Here is a 17671-nt window from a genome sequence, read left to right on the forward strand (position 1 = left end):
TCGCACTCGTGGATCGCCTTCGTGGCCCGCACCTCTCAGTGCCGCGCGAACGCTCCTCTCCGCCCCGCTCGCGCGGTCCTCCCGAGAATGTCCGTGCTGGCTGGCACACTGACGGCATGGATCCTGTTGTTGCTCTCATCGTTGGCCTACTCGTCGGTGCCGTGCTCGGTGTCGTTGTCGGCCTGCTGATTGCTCGCGTGCGGGCGACTGCGCCCTCCGGCCAGGTGCCGCCCGAGGTTCTCGAAGCACGCCATCAGGCCGCGATCGCGAATGTGACGGCGGCCGAACGCGAACAGCAGTCTCGGCTGGCAGCGGAGTTGGCCTCTGTGTCAGCCCGAGCGGATGCCCTGCGCGAGCAAGTCGCATCGTTACAGCTTCAGTACCGCGAGACTCTTGATCGCCAGCGCGACGACGCTGCCGCTCTTGCCGAGCGCGAGCGGCGCGAGTCGAAGGTGCTGCAGGCCCTTACTCCCGTGCAAGAAACACTGCGCACCATGCAAAACAAGGTCACCGAGCTGGAGTCGCAGCGCAGCCTGCAACATGGTGAACTGAGCCAGCAACTCAAATCGGCCACGGAATCCGAGGAGCGCCTGCGTAGCACCGCCGAGTCGTTGGCGTCTGCCCTGCGCAATAACTCCACTCGTGGCGTCTGGGGTGAGACCCAGTTGCGCAACGTCGTGCAGGCCGCTGGTCTTATCGAGCGCGTCGACTTTGACCTGCAGTCGAGCATCAATTCGGATGCCGGTGCCGGCCGCCCCGACATGGTCGTTCACCTTCCCGGCGGCAAGAACATCGCGGTCGACGCCAAGGTGCCGTTCACCGCTTTCTTGGAAGCGAGCCAAATCTCGGTCACTGCGACCGGAGAAGAGGGCGCGCGCCGCGAAGCCCTTATCAAGCAACACGTCAAGGTGATGCGCGGCCACATCGATACTCTCGCAAGCAAGGCCTACTGGGCCGGGCTCGACGCCTCCCCCGAGCTCGTGATCGCGTTCATCCCGAGTGAATCACTCGTGTCGTCGGCGATGGAAGCCGATCCCTCGATCATGGATTACGCCTTCAACAAGCGCGTCGCTCTCGCCTCACCCGTCACCCTGTGGTCAGTGCTGAAGACTGTCGCGTTCTCGTGGCAGCAAGACGTGCTCACCGACCAGGCCAAAACACTCTTCGACCTCAGCAAGGAGCTCTACCAGCGCCTCGCGACGCTCGCCGAGCACGCCGACAAGCTGCGTCGCTCGATCGACACCACCGTTAACAGTTACAACCAGTTCGCGAACTCACTCGAAAGCCGCGTGCTCGTGACGGCCCGCAAGCTAAGCGCGCTCGACGAATCGAAAGTGATCGGCGACACCCAACTGGTCGAGGGCACGCCGAAACACATCACGGCGGCCGAATTGGAACTCGAACTGCCCACCGATAGCGACGGCCGTTAACGAGAACTGGCGCGCTCTCCGAGACGGAGAACGCGCCAGTTGAAGGCTGTCTTTAGTGGTCGAGCCACTTCTCCGCGAGGTGGTCCGCCGAAATACGACGAATCGTTCCCGAGTGCGAACGTAGGACGATCGACTCGGTGCGGATGATGGGGCCGTAGCGACGCACACCCTTCACGAGTCCGCCATCGGTGACGCCCGTCGCGACGAAGAAGGTGTTGTCGCTGGCCACCATCTCATCAGCGGTGTAGACGTGATCGAACTTGAGACCGGCATCCAGACCGCGTTGGCGCTCATCGTCAGTCTGTGGGTAGAGAATCGTCTGGATTTCGCCACCGAGTGCCTTGATCGCACAGGCCGTAGCAACACCCTCGGGGCTACCGCCGATACCGACACACATGTCGATACGCGTTCCGTACAGCGCCGCATTGATGCCGCCAGCAACGTCACCGTCGAGCATGAGGCGCGTTCCGGCTCCCGCAGCACGGATGTCTTCGATGAGCTGAGCGTGACGCGGTCGGTCGAGTACCGCAACCACGATGTCTTCGGGGGCTTTGCCCTTGGCCTTAGCGAGCGCACGAATGTTTTCACCGATGGGCTTGTGGATGTCGACGACGCCAACGCCCTCAGCACCGGTGACGATTTTGTCCATGTAAAAAACAGTCGAGGCATCGAGCATCGTGCCGCGGTCAGAAACAGCAATCATCGAGATTGCGTTCTGGCGCCCGGCGGCGGTGAGCGAAGTGCCGTCAATGGGGTCAACCGCGATGTCGCAGGCGGGACCGCGGCCGGTGCCGACGTGCTCACCGTTGAAGAGCATCGGTGCGTTGTCTTTCTCACCCTCACCAATAACAACAAGACCGTCGAAGTCGACGGTGCCCAAGAACTTGCGCATCGCATCAACGGCCGCGCCATCGGCTGCGAGCTTGTCGCCCTTACCGATGAAGGGAACGGCGCGAATCGCCGCCGCTTCGGTGGCCCGCACAAGCTCAAGAGCGAGGTTGCGATCGGGATGGAGGAATAGCGTGCCGGTTTCTGTACTCACCTGAGAGCATCCTTCGTTGAGAGTTGGTCGACTGGGGACGCGCCGGTGGTGGTCAGCGCAGCCCCAGCCTATCCGAATCATCGCGCCGGCCTCGGGTGTTACCGCAGAGATCGCACTAACGTGCAACAGTTCGCGCCCGCCCAGAGCAGGTCGCTAGAATCGAGGCGAGCCGGACCAGAGCGGTAGTCGGTACCGCATGAGGAGAGACAACAATGCCCGTCGCAACCCCAGACCAGTACGCAGAAATGCTCGACAAGGCGAAGAAGAACTCCTTCGCCTACCCCGCCATCAACGTTTCGTCGTCGTCCACCATCAACGGCGTGCTTCAGGGCCTCAGCGATGCTGGCTCTGACGGCATCATCCAGGTCACCACGGGTGGCGCAGACTACTTCGCTGGCCAGTCGGTCAAGGCACGCGCCTCGGGAGCACTCGCTTTCGCCGCGTTCGTCACCGAGGTCGCCAAGAACTACCCGGTCACCGTTGCGCTGCACACCGACCACTGCCCCAAGAATGCTCTCGATGACTTCGTCTTCCCGCTGATCGCGGCATCCGAAGCCGAGGTGAAGGCCGGTCGCAACCCGATCTTCCAGTCGCACATGTGGGATGGCTCGGCTGTTCCTCTCGCCGAAAACCTTGAGATCGCGCGCGAAATCCTCCCCCGCATGAAGGCCATCAACTCGATTCTCGAAGTTGAAATCGGCGTCGTCGGCGGAGAAGAAGACGGAGTCAGCCACGACATCAACGACAGCCTCTACACGACGCTGGATGACGTCATCGCTACCGTCGACGCGCTCGGCCTCGGCGAGCAGGGTCGCTACATCGCAGCCCTCACCTTCGGCAACGTGCACGGTGTGTACAAGCCCGGCAACGTAAAGCTTCGCCCGGAACTGCTCGGCGAAATTCAGGCCGGTATCGCCGCGAAGTACGGCACCGACGCGAACCCGCTCGACCTCGTGTTCCACGGTGGATCGGGATCAACGGATGAAGAAATCGCGACCGCCGTTGCCAACGGTGTCATCAAAATGAACATCGACACTGACACGCAGTACGCCTACAGCCGCTCCATCGCTGACAGCGTTCTGAAGAACTACGACGGCTTCCTCAAGGTCGACGGTGAAGTCGGAAACAAGAAGATCTACGACCCCCGCGCCTGGGGCAAAACAGCAGAGTCGGCTCTCGCCCTCCGCGTTGTCGAAGCCACCCAGCAGCTGGGTTCGGCTGGCCACTCCAGCAAGTAACTTTCTCCACAGATGGGGGTTGGCCTTCGGGCCGGCCCCCATGTGTCGTTAAGGCAGTGCTACAACAGCGGTCCGCACTAGTGGCGCAGTGCTACTGCTGCTGGAGGCTGTCGACGTAGGTCATGAAGCCGGGATCGCTCAGCACGGCAACAAAGATGGCCACGAACAGGGCGATTGTCGCGATCGTGGCTCCGACAAGCGGAATCCAGAAGGCAATCTTCGTGCGTTGAATCTGGATGAGCGCAAACACAATCGTGAGCACGAGAGCGATGACGCGCACAATGTTCGCGACCGCTCCCGCCTCGGCGGCAGCCTCATCCGCGGTAAAGCCGTCAAACCCTTGAGCCGCGAGGCCCTCGCGCAAGATCGGCCCAAGATTGGCGGCTGTGCCGAAGCCGTTGATGACATCCACGACGCCAAAAAGCAGCAGCGTGGCTGTCAGCAGGACATCCCACATGCGCCGCGGGCGCTCGGGTGGAGCGGCTGGCACCGACGCCGGAATTACGTGGGGCACTGCCGTGTGCAACGTGGGGGCTGGGTACTGGGCGCCTGTGCTGGGCTCAGTCACCCCTTCGGGCGCTGCTGGGGGCAGCGGTGCGTATTCGCCATATTTCGGGCGAGGGCGGGGATCAGTCATTAACCCTGTTGCCAATCAAGTTTGCGGTTGCGGCCACCGAGGCCACGTTCGTCGGGGTTGCCTTGGGCGTCGGTGCGCAGCTCTTTGGGCAGTGAGAACATCAGGTCTTCCTCTGCGGTGACCACTGTCGAGACGTCGCCGTAGCCCGCTTCGGCAAGGTCAGCGAGCACTTCTTGAACGAGAACTTCAGGAACGGATGCTCCGCTGGTCACGCCAACGGTGGAGACTCCTTCGAGCCACTCCTGCTTGATCTCACTTGCGTAATCGACGCGGTAGGCGGCCTTGGCGCCGTACTCCAGAGCGACATCGACCAGACGCACCGTGTTGGAACTATTCGCGCTACCGACCACGATCACGAGGTCAGCGTCTTCAGCGACCTTCTTGATGGCGACCTGGCGGTTTTGAGTGGCGTAACAAATGTCATCACTGGGCGGGTCTTGCAGCGTGGGGAATCGTTCGCGCAGCAGGCGAACCGTCTCCATCGTTTCGTCGACGCTCAGCGTGGTCTGCGAGAGCCACACGAGGTTGTCGGTGTTGTCGACGACTATGTTGGGCACATCGGCCGGGCTGTTGACGAGGATGGTGCGCTCGGGCGCATGACCCATCGTGCCTTCGACCTCTTCGTGGCCATCGTGACCGATCAGCAAGATTTGGTAGTTGTCGCGAGCGAAGCGCGTCGCTTCCCGGTGCACCTTGGTCACCAGCGGGCAGGTTGCATCGATCGCGTGTAGTTCGCGGTCGGCGGCACCCTTGACGACAGCAGGCGAGACACCGTGGGCGGAGAACACAACGGTCGACCCTTCGGGAACTTCTTCAACCTCATCCACAAAAATGGCGCCCTGTGCTTCAAGCGTGGTGACAACGTGGATGTTGTGCACGATCTGCTTGCGCACATAGATGGGAGCACCGTAGTTGGCGAGCGCTTTCTCTACCGCGATGACGGCGCGATCGACGCCGGCGCAGTAGCCGCGCGGGGCAGCTAAGACCACGCGCTTGGCGCCCGCAACCGGCAAATCTTTCAATTGCTCTCGGCGGGCGGGCATCGGGGGCATCGCTAGCGCTTGGGCGCTTCCGTTAGAAATGGTGCTCACAGAAAAGATTCTACCGAAGACTGCTGCACGGAAGCCGAACGGAGGGCAGTATCAGCGGCATCCTCTACCCTATAAACACAAGCTTGAGGAGGCTAGGTGACGATCACAGAGGGCCCGCCCACCGTCGATACGCCGTGGCCGGTATCGGTACTGTCGCAGAAGATTCGCGGCTGGATTGAACGACTCGGCACCGCGTGGGTCGAAGGCGAGATCACCCAGTGGGGTGGCTCGGGCGGCAACATCTACGGCAAGCTCAAAGACCTTGAAGTGGATGCCACCATCTCGTTCACCATTTGGTCGTCGGTGCGCACCAAGCTGCCCAAAGATCTCAAGCAGGGCGATCGCGTTGTTGCGCTCGTCAAGCCCAACTACTGGGTCAAGGGCGGCACGCTCACGATGCAGGTGCTCGAGATGCGCCATGTTGGCCTCGGCGACCTTCTCGAGAAGCTTGAGTTGCTGCGCCAGAAGCTGCGCGACGAGGGTCTCTTCGAGCACAAGAAGCCGCTCCCGTTCTTGCCCAATTGCATCGGGCTGGTCACCGCCAAAGACAGCGACGCTGAGAAAGACGTCATTCGCAACGCTCAGCTGCGCTGGCCCGCCGTGAAGTTTCGCACTGCGCATGCAGCGGTGCAGGGAGAGCGTGCGGTGAACGAGGTGTCGCAGGGCATCCGCGAATTGGATGCCGACCCCGAGGTCGACGTCATCATCGTCGCCCGCGGCGGTGGCGATTTTCAGAACCTGCTCGTGTTCAGCGATGAAGCGTTAGTCCGCACGGCTGCGGCCTGCGTGACTCCGCTGGTGTCGGCGATTGGTCACGAGAACGACCGGCCGCTGCTCGACGAGGTTGCCGATTTGCGAGCATCCACCCCCACCGACGCGGCGAAGCGGGTCGTGCCGGATGTCGCAGAAGAGTTGAGTCGCGTGCAGCAAGCGCGCGCCGGAATGCGGTTGCGCATCACGCAACGCTTGAGCCATGAAGGTGATCGCCTGGAGTCGCTGCGCACGCGCCCCGTGCTGGCGAACCCGGTGTCGCTCGTCGACGCGCACGCCGATGAGTTGTCACGCTATGTCTCGCGCAGCAACGAACTCATGGAACGCGCGATCGAGAAGGCTCACTCGGGCGTCACCGAGCTCACGGGCCAGCTGCGTGCCCTCTCCCCGCAACGAACTTTGCAGCGCGGCTACGCGATTGCGCAGCTGCCCGACGGCACCGCAGTGCGCTCCACCGCCGACGCCCCCAATGGCACGGAGCTACTGCTCACCGTCGCCGACGGCAAGATTTCCACCACCGTCTCCGGCCAGCCGGCAGACCACTAGAGAACAGTAGAATTACATCGTGGCTACCCCCAACGAAACCCCCGTCAGCGAGCTCAGCTATGAAGAGGCTCGGGATGAGCTCATCTCCGTAGTGAGCGAGCTTGAGCAGGGTTCGGCAACGCTCGAACAGTCGCTCTCGTTCTGGGAACGCGGCGAGGCTCTCGCTCAGCGCTGCGAAGAGTGGCTCGTGGGTGCCCGCGCTCGCCTCGATGCCGCTCGCACCGCCGGTCTGGGTGACGACGCCGATTCGGGCGACAACCAGTAATGGCTAAGAGCACCGAACCGCGCGAGGTCGCAGGATTAGGCCGCCCCGAAACTCCCGAGGAGACCTTTGCCCGCAAGGCCGAGACCTCCCGCAAGCACCGTGCAAACCAAACGCTACTCAACCTCGTAGGTGCGACCCTCGCCTCGCTCGTCATTGTGCTGTTCTTGGTGCTTGTCGTGGTGCGCCCGAGCACCGAGACTCCCGTCACGGCCGATTACGAACAGATCGCGGCCGACGCCCAAACCAATGCCAGCGAGCCGCTGCTCGCGCCGGCAACGCCCGACGAGTGGTACTCAAACTCGGCACGACTCGGCACGACGTCATCCGTTCAGACCTGGTACATCGGCTTCATCACGGCGGCCACTGACTCCGCTTCGGCTCAGTTCATTGCGCTCGAGCAGGGTATCGACGCGAACCCGACCTGGCTCGGCATTGTGACCGATGGCGCTCTCGCCACCGAGACGACCACCATCGACGGCATCCAGTGGACAATTTACGATCGCCGCTCTTCCGCTGACACCGGAAACTACGCATACTCAATGTCGGCAGAGATTGCCGGCAGCACCGTCGTGCTCCACGGCACCGCTGCCGATGCAGAATTCGAACTACTCGCTGCAGCGATTGCTGCCGACTCGGAGGCGCAATGACGAACCCCACCAGAACCCCCGCCCAAGTCTGGCAAGAAATGTCGCGTGGCAACGATCGCTTCGTCGCTGGCGAGCCCGCGCACCCCCGTCAAGACGTCGAACGCCGCACCGAGCTCGCTAACGAGCAAGCTCCTCACGCGGCACTCTTCGGCTGCAGCGACTCGCGTCTCGCCGCCGAAATCATCTTCGACAAAGGTCTCGGCGATCTCTTCGTCGTGCGTAACGCCGGCCAAGTCATTTCGAGCTCCGTTGTCGGGTCTCTCGAATACGCCGTGAGCGTTCTCCACGTGCCACTCATTCTCGTACTGGGTCATGACGAGTGCGGCGCGGTTGCTGCTGCCATCGAATCGCAGACGGAAGACGCTCCGGCACTGCCCCCACACATCCAGTCGCTCATCTCCAAAATCGTGCCTGCCGTGCGTCGCGTCGCCGGGAGCGACACCGGTTCTGTCGAGGTTGCGAACATCAACGCCTACGACGTCGGGCGCATTCACTTGCGCGCCACCATCCTCGAACTGATGAACGCTTCTGAACTCATCAGCGACGCTGTGGCCGACGGTACGCTTGCCGTAGTAGGCGCCAACTACCGTTTGCTTGAAGGCCGGGCAGTCCCCGACCTCGTCATCGGCACGGTCTAACGCTTCCACCACGTTCTCACCCCCGTTCGCTCGCAAACAAAGGATTACAACGCTGTGACGAGTTCCACCGAATACCGCATCGAACACGACACCATGGGCGAGGTACGCGTGCCCAAGGATGCCCTCTACGGCGCTCAGACGCAGCGTGCTGTGGAGAACTTCCCCATCTCGGGCACCGGCCTCGAGCCGGCTCAGATCGTGGCTCTGGCTCGCGTCAAGCGCGCCGCTGCGATCGCCAACAGTGAACTCGGCAAGCTCGACTCCGGGATTGCGGATGCCATCGTGGGCGCCGCCGACCAGATCATCGACGGCCAGCACCACAACCAGTTCCCCGTCGACACCTACCAGACCGGTAGCGGCACGTCGTCGAACATGAACATGAACGAAGTTCTGGCGCGCCTCGCCACCGACGCGCTCGGCACTGCCGTTCACCCCAACGACCACGTCAACGCCTCGCAGTCGTCGAACGACGTGTTCCCCACCTCGGTGCACCTCGCCGTCACGGGCGCCCTCATCGGCGACCTCATCCCCTCGCTTGAGCACCTCGCCGCTGCCCTCGACGTGAAGGCAGAACTCTGGAAGGGCGCCGTCAAGGCTGGCCGCACCCACCTCATGGATGCCACGCCCGTCACCCTCGGCCAAGAGTTCGCCGGGTACGCCCGCCAGATTCGTCTCGGCATCGCCCGCATTCAGTCGGCCATCCCCCGCGTTGCCGAGGTACCCCTCGGCGGCACCGCTGTGGGCACCGGAATTAACACCCCGCTCGGCTTCCCGCAGCGCGTCATCGAGATCCTCGCTGAGAACTCCGGTCTGCCGATCACCGAGGCCGAAGATCACTTTGAAGCTCAGGGCGCTCGCGACTCCCTCGTTGAGGCATCCGGTGCTCTTCGTGTGATCGCTGTCTCCGTCACCAAGATCTGCAACGACCTCCGCTGGATGGGCTCAGGCCCCAACACCGGTCTGGGCGAACTGCAGATCCCTGACCTTCAGCCCGGCTCGTCGATCATGCCCGGCAAGGTCAACCCCGTCATCCCCGAGGCCGTGCTCATGGTGTGTGCCCGCGTTATCGGTAACGATGCGACGATCGCCTGGGGCGGAGCATCCGGAGCCTTCGAGCTCAACGTGGCGATCCCCGTGATGGGAACCTCGCTGCTCGAATCGAGCCGCCTGCTCTCCAACTCGCTGCGCGCCCTCGCCGACAAGACCGTTGATGGTCTCGAAGCGAACCTTGAGCGTGCGCTGGCTCTTGCCGAGTCGTCGCCGTCGATCGTGACGCCGCTCAACAAGATCATCGGTTACGAAGCTGCAGCCAAGATCGCTAAGCACTCCGTCGCTCAGTCGATGACCGTGCGTGAAGCCGTGATTGACCTCGGCTTCGTCGAGCGAGGCGAAGTCACCATCGAACAGTTGGATGCCGCCCTCGATGTTTTGTCGATGACGACGCCTGGCTAACCTTCCGAATCCGCCATCGCGAGAGGCGTTCCGTCGAGAGATTCGACGGAACGCTCTCCGATCGGATCTTTGAGTCGTACCGGGATCAGAACTGACCCCGAGAGGTCCTCTCCCACCGGGCAGGCCTCGACATTGTCGGGCTTCGAACCATCGCTCGGAGTCGGCAAACCGTATTGCACAGCGAGCTGAACCACGTCTGGTGTCTCCACGGCGACGACGCGACGCGGGATGCAGAGTAGCGGTCCACGAACGTGAATCACGACATCTGCTCGCGTGATGGTCGAGTCTGTTTCAGCCGGCTCGCTGCCGATATACCCGGGGATGCCGGTAGTGCCAAGGCGTGAAAACGGTTCCAATTCGAGCAGGTACAACGGCGGGTATTCGTCGTCGTTGACCGAAAGGTAACTCTCGATCGGCACGTCGACCAGCGAATCGTCCACTGATTTCGCCGTCTGAAAAGTGCGGTACACGAGCAGGGGCGCTGGCGATCCCCACATGTTCTGGATGTCGCTCGGGGCGCTTGATTCTTGCGGCTCATTACCCATGGTGGCCACCATGGCAATCACGATCATGGTGAGCGCCGACCCTAAAGCGAGTGCGGCCAAGATCTGGCGCGAAGCGTAAGCCGCTCCGCCCGGTTCAGCCGTGTGCGCGTTGGCTACCGACCAGGAAAAAAGACTGCGCCACTGGTTTCGGGGTGCAAAAATTGCCCAGAGGGCAGCTACCCCGAGGGGCACCGCGATAAACCACCAAACCCAGCCCACGAGAAAACCTTACGTCGCCTGAGCGCACCGCGCCGACTCCTCCGCGGCGCGCTCAGACTTTGAGAGCTAATTGTTAGGCAAGTTCGTTGCCCTCCAACAGATCAGTGACCAGAGCAGCAATGGCGGAGCGCTCAGAGCGCGTGAGGGTGATGTGGCCAAACAGTGAATGTCCCTTGAGAGTTTCAATCACCGACGCGACACCATCGTGGCGACCCACTCGCAGGTTGTCGCGCTGTGCCACATCGTGGGTCAGAACTACTCGTGAGTTCTGACCGATGCGGCTGAGCACTGTCAACAGCACGTTGCGTTCAAGCGACTGTGCCTCATCCACAATGACAAACGCGTCATGCAGAGAACGGCCGCGGATGTGAGTGAGCGGCAACACTTCGAGCAAGCCACGGTCGAGAACCTCTTCGAGCACATTTTCGGAGACGACAGAACCGAGGGTGTCGAAGACTGCTTGAGCCCACGGGTTCATCTTCTCTGAGGCATCCCCCGGCAAGTAGCCCAGCTCTTGGCCACCGACCGCGTACAGCGGACGGAACACCATGATCTTGCGGTGCTGTTGCTTCTCGAGCACCGCCTCGAGGCCCGCGCACAGCGCGAGCGCTGATTTACCCGTGCCGGCACGACCACCGAGAGACACAATGCCCAGCTCGGGGTCGAGCAGCATCTCGATCGCGAGTCGCTGTTCGGCGCTGCGACCGTGCAAACCGAAAATGTCACGGTCGCCACGCACGAGCGCCATCTTGCCGCGGGCGGTCACCTTGGCCAGTGCCGAGCCGCGTTCGGAGTGCACCACGAGGCCGGTATTGACGGGTAGTTCGGCGATGGCTCTGGTGTGCAATTCTTCTTTGTCGTAGAGCGTCGCCACCTGAGCTCCGCTGAGTTCAATCTCAGCCTGGCCAGTCCAGCCGGAATCCACGGCCAGTTCGGCCCGATACTCCTCAGCCGCGAGACCAATGGATGCCGCCTTCACCCGAAGCGGAAGGTCCTTAGACACGACCGTGACATCCAGCCCGTCGTTGGAGAGGTTGAGCGCAACGGCAAGGATTCGCGAGTCGTTATCGCCAAGCTGCAGCCCGGAGGGCAGGACCGACATGTTGGAGTGGTTGAGCTCAACGCGCAGAGTACCGCCGACGTCGCCGATAGCGATCGGAAAGTCGAGGCGCTCGTGCTTGATGCGCAGCTCGTCGAGGCTGCGCAGCGCCTGGCGGGCAAAGTAGCCGATCTCTGGGTCGTTGCGCTTAGCTTCGAGTTCGGAGATCACCACCACGGGCAGAACAACATTGTGTTCGGCAAACCGCTTGATCGAGCTGGGGTCGGAGAGCAAAACTGACGTATCCAGAACGTAGGTACGTTCGGCTTGCCGCTGAGCTCGACCTCCCGCCTTTGACGTGGTGATCGTGGTCTTGGGGGTTGCTAGGTCGGCCAACGTGCACTCCATCCCCGAGTGCGAGCACTCGGATCCAGTCTGCGAAGACGGCCAGTACTTTACGAAAACGAACTTACGTGGCCGTCTCGATCAGGCGCCATACCTGATGTCTTGAACGCTAAACCTGCCGCACGTTGTGGGCGCCACGACACGCCACTGGACACCATTGCGTCACTTTCGCGAGACGCTGGCCCCTACGCGCCGAAGCGGCGATTGCGGCGTGAGAAGTCTCGCAGTGCGCGCAAAAAGTCGACCTCGCGCAGATCGGGGCCAAGGGCCTCCATGAAGTACAACTCGCTGTGCGCAGACTGCCACAGCATGAAGTCACTAATCCGCTGCTCGCCCGAGGTGCGGATGACCAGATCGGGGTCGGGCTGACCCTTCGTGTAAAGGTGCTCGCCGATCAGTTCGGGCGTGAGCAGTTCGGCGAGCGCTTCGAGGCTGTGCCCCTCGGCGCTGTGCTTGCGCACGATACGGCGCATGGCTTCGGCGATCTCGTGGCGACCGCCGTAGCCGATGGCGAGGTTCACGTGCAGGCCCGTGTTCGTGGCGGTGCGATCGTGAGCTGCGGTGAGCTGAGCTTTGAGTTGATCCGGGAGTCCGGCATCCGACCCCACATGCTGAACGCGCCAGTCTCTGAAGTGCGAGAGGTCTTCGGCAAGGTCACCGATGATCGTGAACAACTCGGTGAGTTCTTCCGGCGAACGCCCCGTGAGGTTATCGGTCGAAAGTAGGTAGAGCGTTGCTACTGAGATGTCGAGGTCGTCGCACCACACGAGAAACTCGCGGTACTTCGCGGCTCCGGCGCGGTGGCCGTGCGCTGCGGTCTCGAGGTCTTTCAGCTTGGCCCAACGCCTGTTGCCATCGATGATCATGGCTACGTGGCGCGGCAATTGCTGGCCCTCTAGTTGGCGACGCAGTTTCTTTTGGTACAGACCATAGAGAAAACCGCGACCGAATGGTGACTGTCGCTTACTCACGGGACTACGTTAGACCACTGCGGTGCCCAGCAAGTCAAACCTGCCCGGGCGTAAACTGTGAGGATGAACCAGAATGCTGCCGATTCAGCTGCCGCAGCGGCCGTCGAACAAGAAGATGCGTCGCGTCTGCCCGAGATTCCGCTCGTCGACGATGTGATGCTGAACGACCCTGCCGACCAGAAGCCCACGTGGCGGGGTTGGATTCACGCTGGCACGTTCCCCATCGCCATTGCCTTGGGCGTCATCCTGATCGTGATGGCCGACGGTACGGCGGCCAAGGTGAGTTCAGCCGTGTTCGTGGCGTCGTCGCTCATGCTGTTCGGCATCTCTGCTTTGTACCACCGCTTCAATTGGAGCGATAAGACGCGGATGCTGCTGAAGCGCTTCGATCACTCCAACATCTTCTTGCTTATCGCCGGTTCCTATACGCCCATCACGGTTTTGGCCCTGCCTCCCGAGAAGGCAACTCTGCTGCTCTGGCTCGTGTGGAGCGGTGCCGCTCTCGGCATCGGCTTTCGCATTTTTTGGGTGGGCGCCCCGCGCTGGCTCTACGTTCCGCTCTACGTTCTGCTGGGCTGGGCCGCGATGATGTTCGTCGTCGACTTCTTTCAAGCCAACTGGATCATGATGACGCTGATTTTGGCCGGTGGGCTCTTCTACACCGTGGGCGCCGTGGTCTACGGCATGAAGCGACCCAACCCCATTCCCGGGGTCTTCGGCTTCCACGAGATTTTTCACACGCTGACGCTACTGGCGTTCCTCTGCCACTGGGTCGGCATCTTTCTCGTCGCGACTAATCCACCCGTTGTGTAGGGGTGTCGCCGTCGCGGGCGTCGGCGCTCAGATCGGCATCGGCGTTGAGATCGGGGTCGGCATCGACCGCAGTGCCCAGCTTGGCAGCGCTGTCGGAGGCCGCAGCATCCTGCTCGGCACGAATCGTGTCTTGCGCAAGCTCGCGGTAGCGAACACGGCGAACGCGGCGGTTCATATCAACGATGATCAACACGGTAACGATGGCGATGAATGCGGTTGCCAGAAAGCCGATGACTCCGGGCGTGACCGAGTTGGGGTCGCCCTCGAACGCCGGGTACAGCGTCGGTTCTGGGGTCGGGGTAGCCGTCCAGAGAATCGCGCTGGTTGCGAGCGAAGTGAAAGAAATCAACTGTTGTCCTCTGGGGTGTTCACTCGATGATTTCATCACGCGAGTTTGCGAATAGCCTTGTAGTAACAAGAATACCGTCGTATGAAGGAGCCCCGCGTGCCCGAAGCATCCAGTAACCCCGCTGGCACCGCTGACAGCGCCGCAACTGCCGGCACCGCATCCACCGACTTGGATGCCCGCTACGGTCGCAGCCCGAAAGCCAAACGCAACAATCGCATCATCGTGATTGGCGCCGCAGTGGGCTTCGTCGTGGTCTTCGCCGCGTGGCTGGTGTGGGGCGGGCTGCTCGAAGCACCTGCCCAGTTCGAGGCAAAAGACACCGGGTACGAAATCATCGATGACACCGCGGTCGATGTCCGTTGGCAATTCAACGTTCCCGAAAACACGGATGCGCGCTGCGCGGTTCAGGCACTCAACTCCACTTTCGCGATTATTGGCTGGAAGGTTGTCGACGTTCCGGCGAGCGATCAGCGCAACCGCGACTTGAGCACGACCGTGCTCACAACAGAACAAGCAGTGTCAGGCTTGATCTACCGGTGCTGGCTCACCTAGGCTGTAGCAAATCATCTCGAAACCGGTCGTTCTCGGCCGGTTTCTCTTTTGTATAGGGAGAAACACAGTGGCTGCAGATAACGATGTCACATGGTTGACCCAGGAGGCGTTCGATCGTCGCACCGCCGAACTGGAACAACTCACCGGCGCAGCGCGGTACGACATTGCCAAGAAGATCGAAGCGGCGCGCGAAGAGGGCGACCTCAAGGAGAACGGTGGCTACCACGCTGCCAAGGAAGAGCAGGGCAAAATTGAGGCCCGCATCCGCGTTCTCACGCAGCTTCTTCGTCACGCCGTAGTCGGCGACGTTCAAGACGACGATGGTGTCGTTGAGCCCGGAATTTTGGTCACCGCCGAAATCATGGGCGAAGAGAGCATTTTCTTGTTGGGCAGCCGCGAAATCGTGGCCGAAGATAGCGATCTCGACGTGTACAGCGAGAAGAGCCCGCTTGGCCTGGCCATCAACGGCCTCAAGGTCGGGCAAACCAAGAAGTACACCGCGCCCAACGGTAAAGAAATCACCGTCAAGATCATTAAGATCGCAACTTACTCCGGCTAACGAACCGGTCTGGCTAGAAGTCGACCTGAGGGTCAAACCCTTCGTCCCTGAGCCGCGCGAGCACTGACTCCGCGTGCTCGGGGCCTCGGGTCTCAATGTGCAGTTCGAGCTGAACCTGGCTGAACTGCACTTTGCTGTTGTGCCGCGAGTGCAGCACCTCGACGACGTTGGCGCTCGCTTCCGCCACGAGGGCTGAGATACGCGCAAGCTGACCGGGGCGGTCGGGCAGCGGGATGCGCAGACGCAGGTAGCGTTCGGATGCCGAAAGACCGTGACTGATGATGCGTTCCATCATCATGGGGTCGATATTGCCGCCGCTGAGCACCACGACAGTGTTGCCGCTCGGAGCGATAGCACCCGCGAGGATAGCCGCGACTCCGACAGCACCGGCAGGCTCAACAACCTGTTTGGCGCGCTCGAGAAGAACGAGCACCGCGTACGCGATTTGGTCGTCAGAGACGGTGACCACTTCGTCCACGAGGTCGCGGACCATGCTGAAGTTGAGTACGCCGGGGCGACTGACGGCGATACCGTCGGCGATCGTCGGGGTGGTTCGAACTTCGACAATTTCACCCTTGTCGAGCGAAGGTCGGTAGGCGGAGGCGTTAGCGGCCTGCACACCAATGACGCGCACGTTGCGCCCTTCAAGACGGGCACGCTGCTTGATCGCGCCGGCTACCCCGGAAACGAGTCCGCCGCCACCGATCGGCACAATGATGGTGTCGACCTGCGGTACCTGATCGAACACCTCGAGTGCCAGAGTGCCTTGGCCAGCCACCACGTCTTCGTGATCGAAGGGATGAATGAGCACAGCGCCAGTTTCTTCAGCGAAGCGAGCGGCCGCGCGCAGCGGCTCCTCGACCGTGTGGCCGCGCAAAATGACTTCAGCCCCGTAGTCCCGCGTGGCCTGCAGCTTGGGCAGGGGCACGCCTACGGGCATGAAGATGGTCGACTTGATGCCCAGCTCGCGAGCCGCAAAAGCGACGCCCTGAGCATGGTTTCCCGCCGAGGCGGCCACCACTCCCCGCGCTTTCTCTTCGTCGGTGAGACCGGCAAGACGGTTGTACGCGCCGCGCAGCTTAAACGAGCCCGTGCGCTGAAGGTTTTCGCACTTCAAGAAGACAGGAGAGCCTAGGATTTCCGCGAGAAAACGCGAAGTCTGCATGGGGGTGACATCGGCCACTTCGGCCACCCGAACGCGTGCTGCTTCGTAGTCAGCAAGCGTGGGGCCGGGCATCCGGTTATTTACCATTTCCGAGCACATCCGAGATCGTAGGGCGACCGTGAACTCGCCAGTTGCCACTGGCGATGTATTTGGTCATGACATTGACGACAGCGACGAGCGGCACCGCAAACAGCGCGCCGGGAATGCCCGCCACGAAGGACCCGGCGGCCACCGCAAAGACGACAGCGAGGGGATGAACCTTCACGGCCTGCCCCATCACGAGGGGCTGCAAAATGTGGCCCTCAAGCTGCTGCACCAGCAAGACGATTCCCAGCATGATGACGGCGGGGAGCGGGCCCAAGAAGACGAGCGCGATGAAGACCGCGAGCGCGCCGGTAACCAGAGCACCGACGACGGGGATGAACGATCCCAAAAACACTGCGACGGCGATGGGGATGACCAGCGGGAAGCCGCCGTAGAACAACCCGAGGATCCAGGCGCCAACACCGATTCCTATAGCGTCAACGGCGGCAACAAAGATTTGCACCTTGACGAAGGTCGTCAGGGTGAGCCAGCCGGCAACCCCCGCGCCGTCGACCGCGGTGCGCGCGCGGCGCGGGAACAGTCGAACGGTCCAGGCCCAAATGCCCTTGCCGTCGATCAGCACGAAGATCGTGGCGAACAGGCTCAACAGTGCGCCCGTCAGAACATGTCCAGCGGTGGAACCCACCGAGAGGATGCCCGAGACGAGGGCTTCGGAATCCCGCTGCACGACATCCACGATTTCAGAGAGGTAGCCGTCAAGGTCGGCATCGCTGAGCTGCAGCGGAGAGCTGCGCAAGAACTCCCGCAGGTTCTCGTAGGCAGCCGCCGACTGAATCTGCAGTGAGGGCAATCCCGCGCGCACTTGGCCAACGACGACCACGACAAGGCCGCTGACGACAGCGAAAAAGGCGACGAGTACAACGGTGACGGCAAGCCAGCGTGGCCATTTTATCCGCACCAAGAAGCCGACGACGGGAACGAGCAGCGCCCCGATCAGGATCGCGATCAGGAACGGGATCACGATGTACTTGAGGGTGATCACCAGGTAGATCAGAACGGCAACGACGCCGAGAACCACGAGCATGCGCCACGAATAGGCAGCAGCTATTGAAAGCCCGGCGGGAACCTCAGCGGCGTCTGTTGTGCTGGCGCGTGACTGGACCCGACTGTTTGATTTATCCCGTCGACCGAATACCACGTGCCTATCTTAGTTGTGCTGGAGTGTGCACTTGATGCGCTGGAAATGCCACGA

The 17671-nt window shown here is 61.9% G+C and carries 19 protein-coding genes; 10 read left to right on the forward strand and 9 right to left on the reverse strand.

Features of this window, described 5'->3' with window-relative positions; all coding sequences use genetic code 11:
• The first annotated feature begins 116 nt into the window (after positions 1-116).
• Positions 117-1430, forward strand: a complete 1314-nt coding sequence (gene rmuC / locus I6E58_RS12415; RefSeq protein WP_197134167.1) for a DNA recombination protein RmuC — start codon at positions 117-119, stop codon at positions 1428-1430.
• A 52-nt stretch (positions 1431-1482) separates the two neighbouring features.
• Here rmuC and glpX read toward each other — a convergent pair whose 3' ends face one another.
• Positions 1483-2472 carry a class II fructose-bisphosphatase gene (glpX, locus tag I6E58_RS12420; RefSeq protein ID WP_197134170.1) on the reverse strand — a complete coding sequence of 330 codons (990 nt, stop codon included), beginning with the start codon at positions 2470-2472 and terminating at the stop codon, positions 1483-1485.
• Positions 2473-2684: 212 nt separating this feature from the next.
• Between glpX and fbaA the strand changes: the two genes are divergently transcribed.
• The gene (fbaA, locus tag I6E58_RS12425) at positions 2685-3710 is read left to right on the forward strand and encodes a class II fructose-bisphosphate aldolase (protein WP_129073271.1); all 1026 of its coding nucleotides are present in this window, start codon (positions 2685-2687) and stop codon (positions 3708-3710) included.
• A gap of 91 nt (positions 3711-3801) precedes the next feature.
• On the opposite strand, the gene I6E58_RS12430 is transcribed toward fbaA, so the two are convergent.
• Positions 3802-4347 carry a DUF6264 family protein gene (locus tag I6E58_RS12430; protein ID WP_197134173.1) on the reverse strand — a complete coding sequence of 182 codons (546 nt, stop codon included), beginning with the start codon at positions 4345-4347 and terminating at the stop codon, positions 3802-3804.
• Entirely contained in the window at positions 4347-5399 is a 1053-nt protein-coding gene (locus tag I6E58_RS12435) for a 4-hydroxy-3-methylbut-2-enyl diphosphate reductase (protein ID WP_197134418.1), read from the reverse strand. Before I6E58_RS12435 ends, I6E58_RS12430 begins: the two co-directional genes overlap by 1 nt.
• Positions 5400-5534: 135 nt before the next feature.
• On the opposite strand from I6E58_RS12435, the gene xseA reads away from it, so the two are divergent.
• From xseA to I6E58_RS12460, 5 genes are read left to right on the forward strand one after another with little or no spacing between them, the layout of a single operon-like run.
• Positions 5535-6755 carry an exodeoxyribonuclease VII large subunit gene (gene xseA / locus I6E58_RS12440; RefSeq protein WP_197134176.1) on the forward strand — a complete coding sequence of 407 codons (1221 nt, stop codon included), beginning with the start codon at positions 5535-5537 and terminating at the stop codon, positions 6753-6755.
• A gap of 19 nt (positions 6756-6774) precedes the next feature.
• Positions 6775-7020, forward strand: a complete 246-nt coding sequence (locus I6E58_RS12445) for an exodeoxyribonuclease VII small subunit (protein ID WP_129073268.1) — start codon at positions 6775-6777, stop codon at positions 7018-7020.
• The gene (locus I6E58_RS12450) at positions 7020-7667 is read left to right on the forward strand and encodes a DUF4245 domain-containing protein (RefSeq protein ID WP_197134179.1); all 648 of its coding nucleotides are present in this window, start codon (positions 7020-7022) and stop codon (positions 7665-7667) included. The genes I6E58_RS12445 and I6E58_RS12450 overlap by 1 nt, the downstream gene beginning before the upstream one ends.
• Positions 7664-8305: a carbonic anhydrase gene (locus tag I6E58_RS12455; RefSeq protein ID WP_129073266.1), complete on the forward strand. Its 642-nt coding sequence runs from the start codon at positions 7664-7666 to the stop codon at positions 8303-8305. The genes I6E58_RS12450 and I6E58_RS12455 overlap by 4 nt, the downstream gene beginning before the upstream one ends.
• Positions 8306-8359: 54 nt before the next feature.
• Complete coding sequence (locus I6E58_RS12460) at positions 8360-9757, forward strand: class II fumarate hydratase (protein WP_197134182.1); 1398 nt, start codon at positions 8360-8362, stop codon at positions 9755-9757.
• Here the strand turns inward: I6E58_RS12460 and I6E58_RS12465 are convergent.
• The 3 genes from I6E58_RS12465 to I6E58_RS12475 all read right to left on the reverse strand — a co-directional run bounded on the left by I6E58_RS12465 (position 9754) and on the right by I6E58_RS12475 (position 12936).
• Positions 9754-10521: a fumarate hydratase gene (locus I6E58_RS12465; protein ID WP_197134185.1), complete on the reverse strand. Its 768-nt coding sequence runs from the start codon at positions 10519-10521 to the stop codon at positions 9754-9756. The two genes, I6E58_RS12460 and I6E58_RS12465, sit on opposite strands and share 4 nt — an antisense overlap.
• Positions 10522-10594: 73 nt before the next feature.
• Entirely contained in the window at positions 10595-11968 is a 1374-nt protein-coding gene (locus tag I6E58_RS12470; RefSeq protein ID WP_374189197.1) for a PhoH family protein, read from the reverse strand.
• A 182-nt stretch (positions 11969-12150) separates the two neighbouring features.
• Positions 12151-12936, reverse strand: coding sequence for an isoprenyl transferase (locus I6E58_RS12475; RefSeq protein ID WP_129073262.1), 786 nt, complete (start codon positions 12934-12936; stop codon positions 12151-12153).
• 63 nt (positions 12937-12999) lie between these two features.
• Here I6E58_RS12475 and I6E58_RS12480 point away from each other — a divergent pair, with 63 nt between their 5' ends.
• Positions 13000-13749, forward strand: a complete 750-nt coding sequence (locus I6E58_RS12480; protein ID WP_129073261.1) for a hemolysin III family protein — start codon at positions 13000-13002, stop codon at positions 13747-13749.
• On the opposite strand, the gene I6E58_RS12485 is transcribed toward I6E58_RS12480, so the two are convergent.
• Complete coding sequence (locus tag I6E58_RS12485) at positions 13730-14098, reverse strand: hypothetical protein (RefSeq protein WP_197134191.1); 369 nt, start codon at positions 14096-14098, stop codon at positions 13730-13732. The two genes, I6E58_RS12480 and I6E58_RS12485, sit on opposite strands and share 20 nt — an antisense overlap.
• Before the next feature lie 96 nt (positions 14099-14194).
• On the opposite strand from I6E58_RS12485, the gene I6E58_RS12490 reads away from it, so the two are divergent.
• On the forward strand, positions 14195-14650 hold the full coding sequence (locus I6E58_RS12490; RefSeq protein WP_307842135.1) for a DUF4307 domain-containing protein: 456 nt from the start codon (positions 14195-14197) through the stop codon (positions 14648-14650).
• 67 nt (positions 14651-14717) lie between these two features.
• Positions 14718-15209, forward strand: coding sequence for a transcription elongation factor GreA (gene greA / locus I6E58_RS12495; protein WP_197134195.1), 492 nt, complete (start codon positions 14718-14720; stop codon positions 15207-15209).
• A gap of 13 nt (positions 15210-15222) precedes the next feature.
• Here greA and ilvA read toward each other — a convergent pair whose 3' ends face one another.
• Together ilvA and I6E58_RS12505 are read right to left on the reverse strand one after the other, a co-directional pair.
• Positions 15223-16461 (reverse strand): threonine ammonia-lyase, encoded by a 1239-nt coding sequence (gene ilvA, locus I6E58_RS12500; RefSeq protein ID WP_231595625.1) that lies wholly within the window; start codon positions 16459-16461, stop codon positions 15223-15225.
• On the reverse strand, positions 16451-17617 hold the full coding sequence (locus I6E58_RS12505) for an AI-2E family transporter (RefSeq protein ID WP_307842136.1): 1167 nt from the start codon (positions 17615-17617) through the stop codon (positions 16451-16453). The genes ilvA and I6E58_RS12505 overlap by 11 nt, the downstream gene beginning before the upstream one ends.
• Between the last annotated feature and the right edge of the window lie 54 nt (positions 17618-17671).

Origin of the sequence: Salinibacterium sp. SWN1162, assembly GCF_015864675.1 — a bacterium.
In the GTDB taxonomy this organism is placed as follows: domain Bacteria; phylum Actinomycetota; class Actinomycetes; order Actinomycetales; family Microbacteriaceae; genus Rhodoglobus.

Coding starts and splice junctions, on each gene's coding strand:
- rmuC (WP_197134167.1), top strand. CDS start 117: ATGGATCCTGTTGTTGCTCTCATCGTTGGCCTACTCGTCGGTGCCGTG.
- fbaA (WP_129073271.1), top strand. CDS start 2,685: ATGCCCGTCGCAACCCCAGACCAGTACGCAGAAATGCTCGACAAGGCG.
- I6E58_RS12480 (WP_129073261.1), top strand. CDS start 13,000: ATGAACCAGAATGCTGCCGATTCAGCTGCCGCAGCGGCCGTCGAACAA.
- I6E58_RS12470 (WP_374189197.1), bottom strand. CDS start 11,968: ATGGAGTGCACGTTGGCCGACCTAGCAACCCCCAAGACCACGATCACC.
- I6E58_RS12430 (WP_197134173.1), bottom strand. CDS start 4,347: ATGACTGATCCCCGCCCTCGCCCGAAATATGGCGAATACGCACCGCTG.
- I6E58_RS12450 (WP_197134179.1), top strand. CDS start 7,020: ATGGCTAAGAGCACCGAACCGCGCGAGGTCGCAGGATTAGGCCGCCCC.
- I6E58_RS12455 (WP_129073266.1), top strand. CDS start 7,664: ATGACGAACCCCACCAGAACCCCCGCCCAAGTCTGGCAAGAAATGTCG.
- ilvA (WP_231595625.1), bottom strand. CDS start 16,461: ATGGTAAATAACCGGATGCCCGGCCCCACGCTTGCTGACTACGAAGCA.
- I6E58_RS12435 (WP_197134418.1), bottom strand. CDS start 5,399: ATGCCCCCGATGCCCGCCCGCCGAGAGCAATTGAAAGATTTGCCGGTT.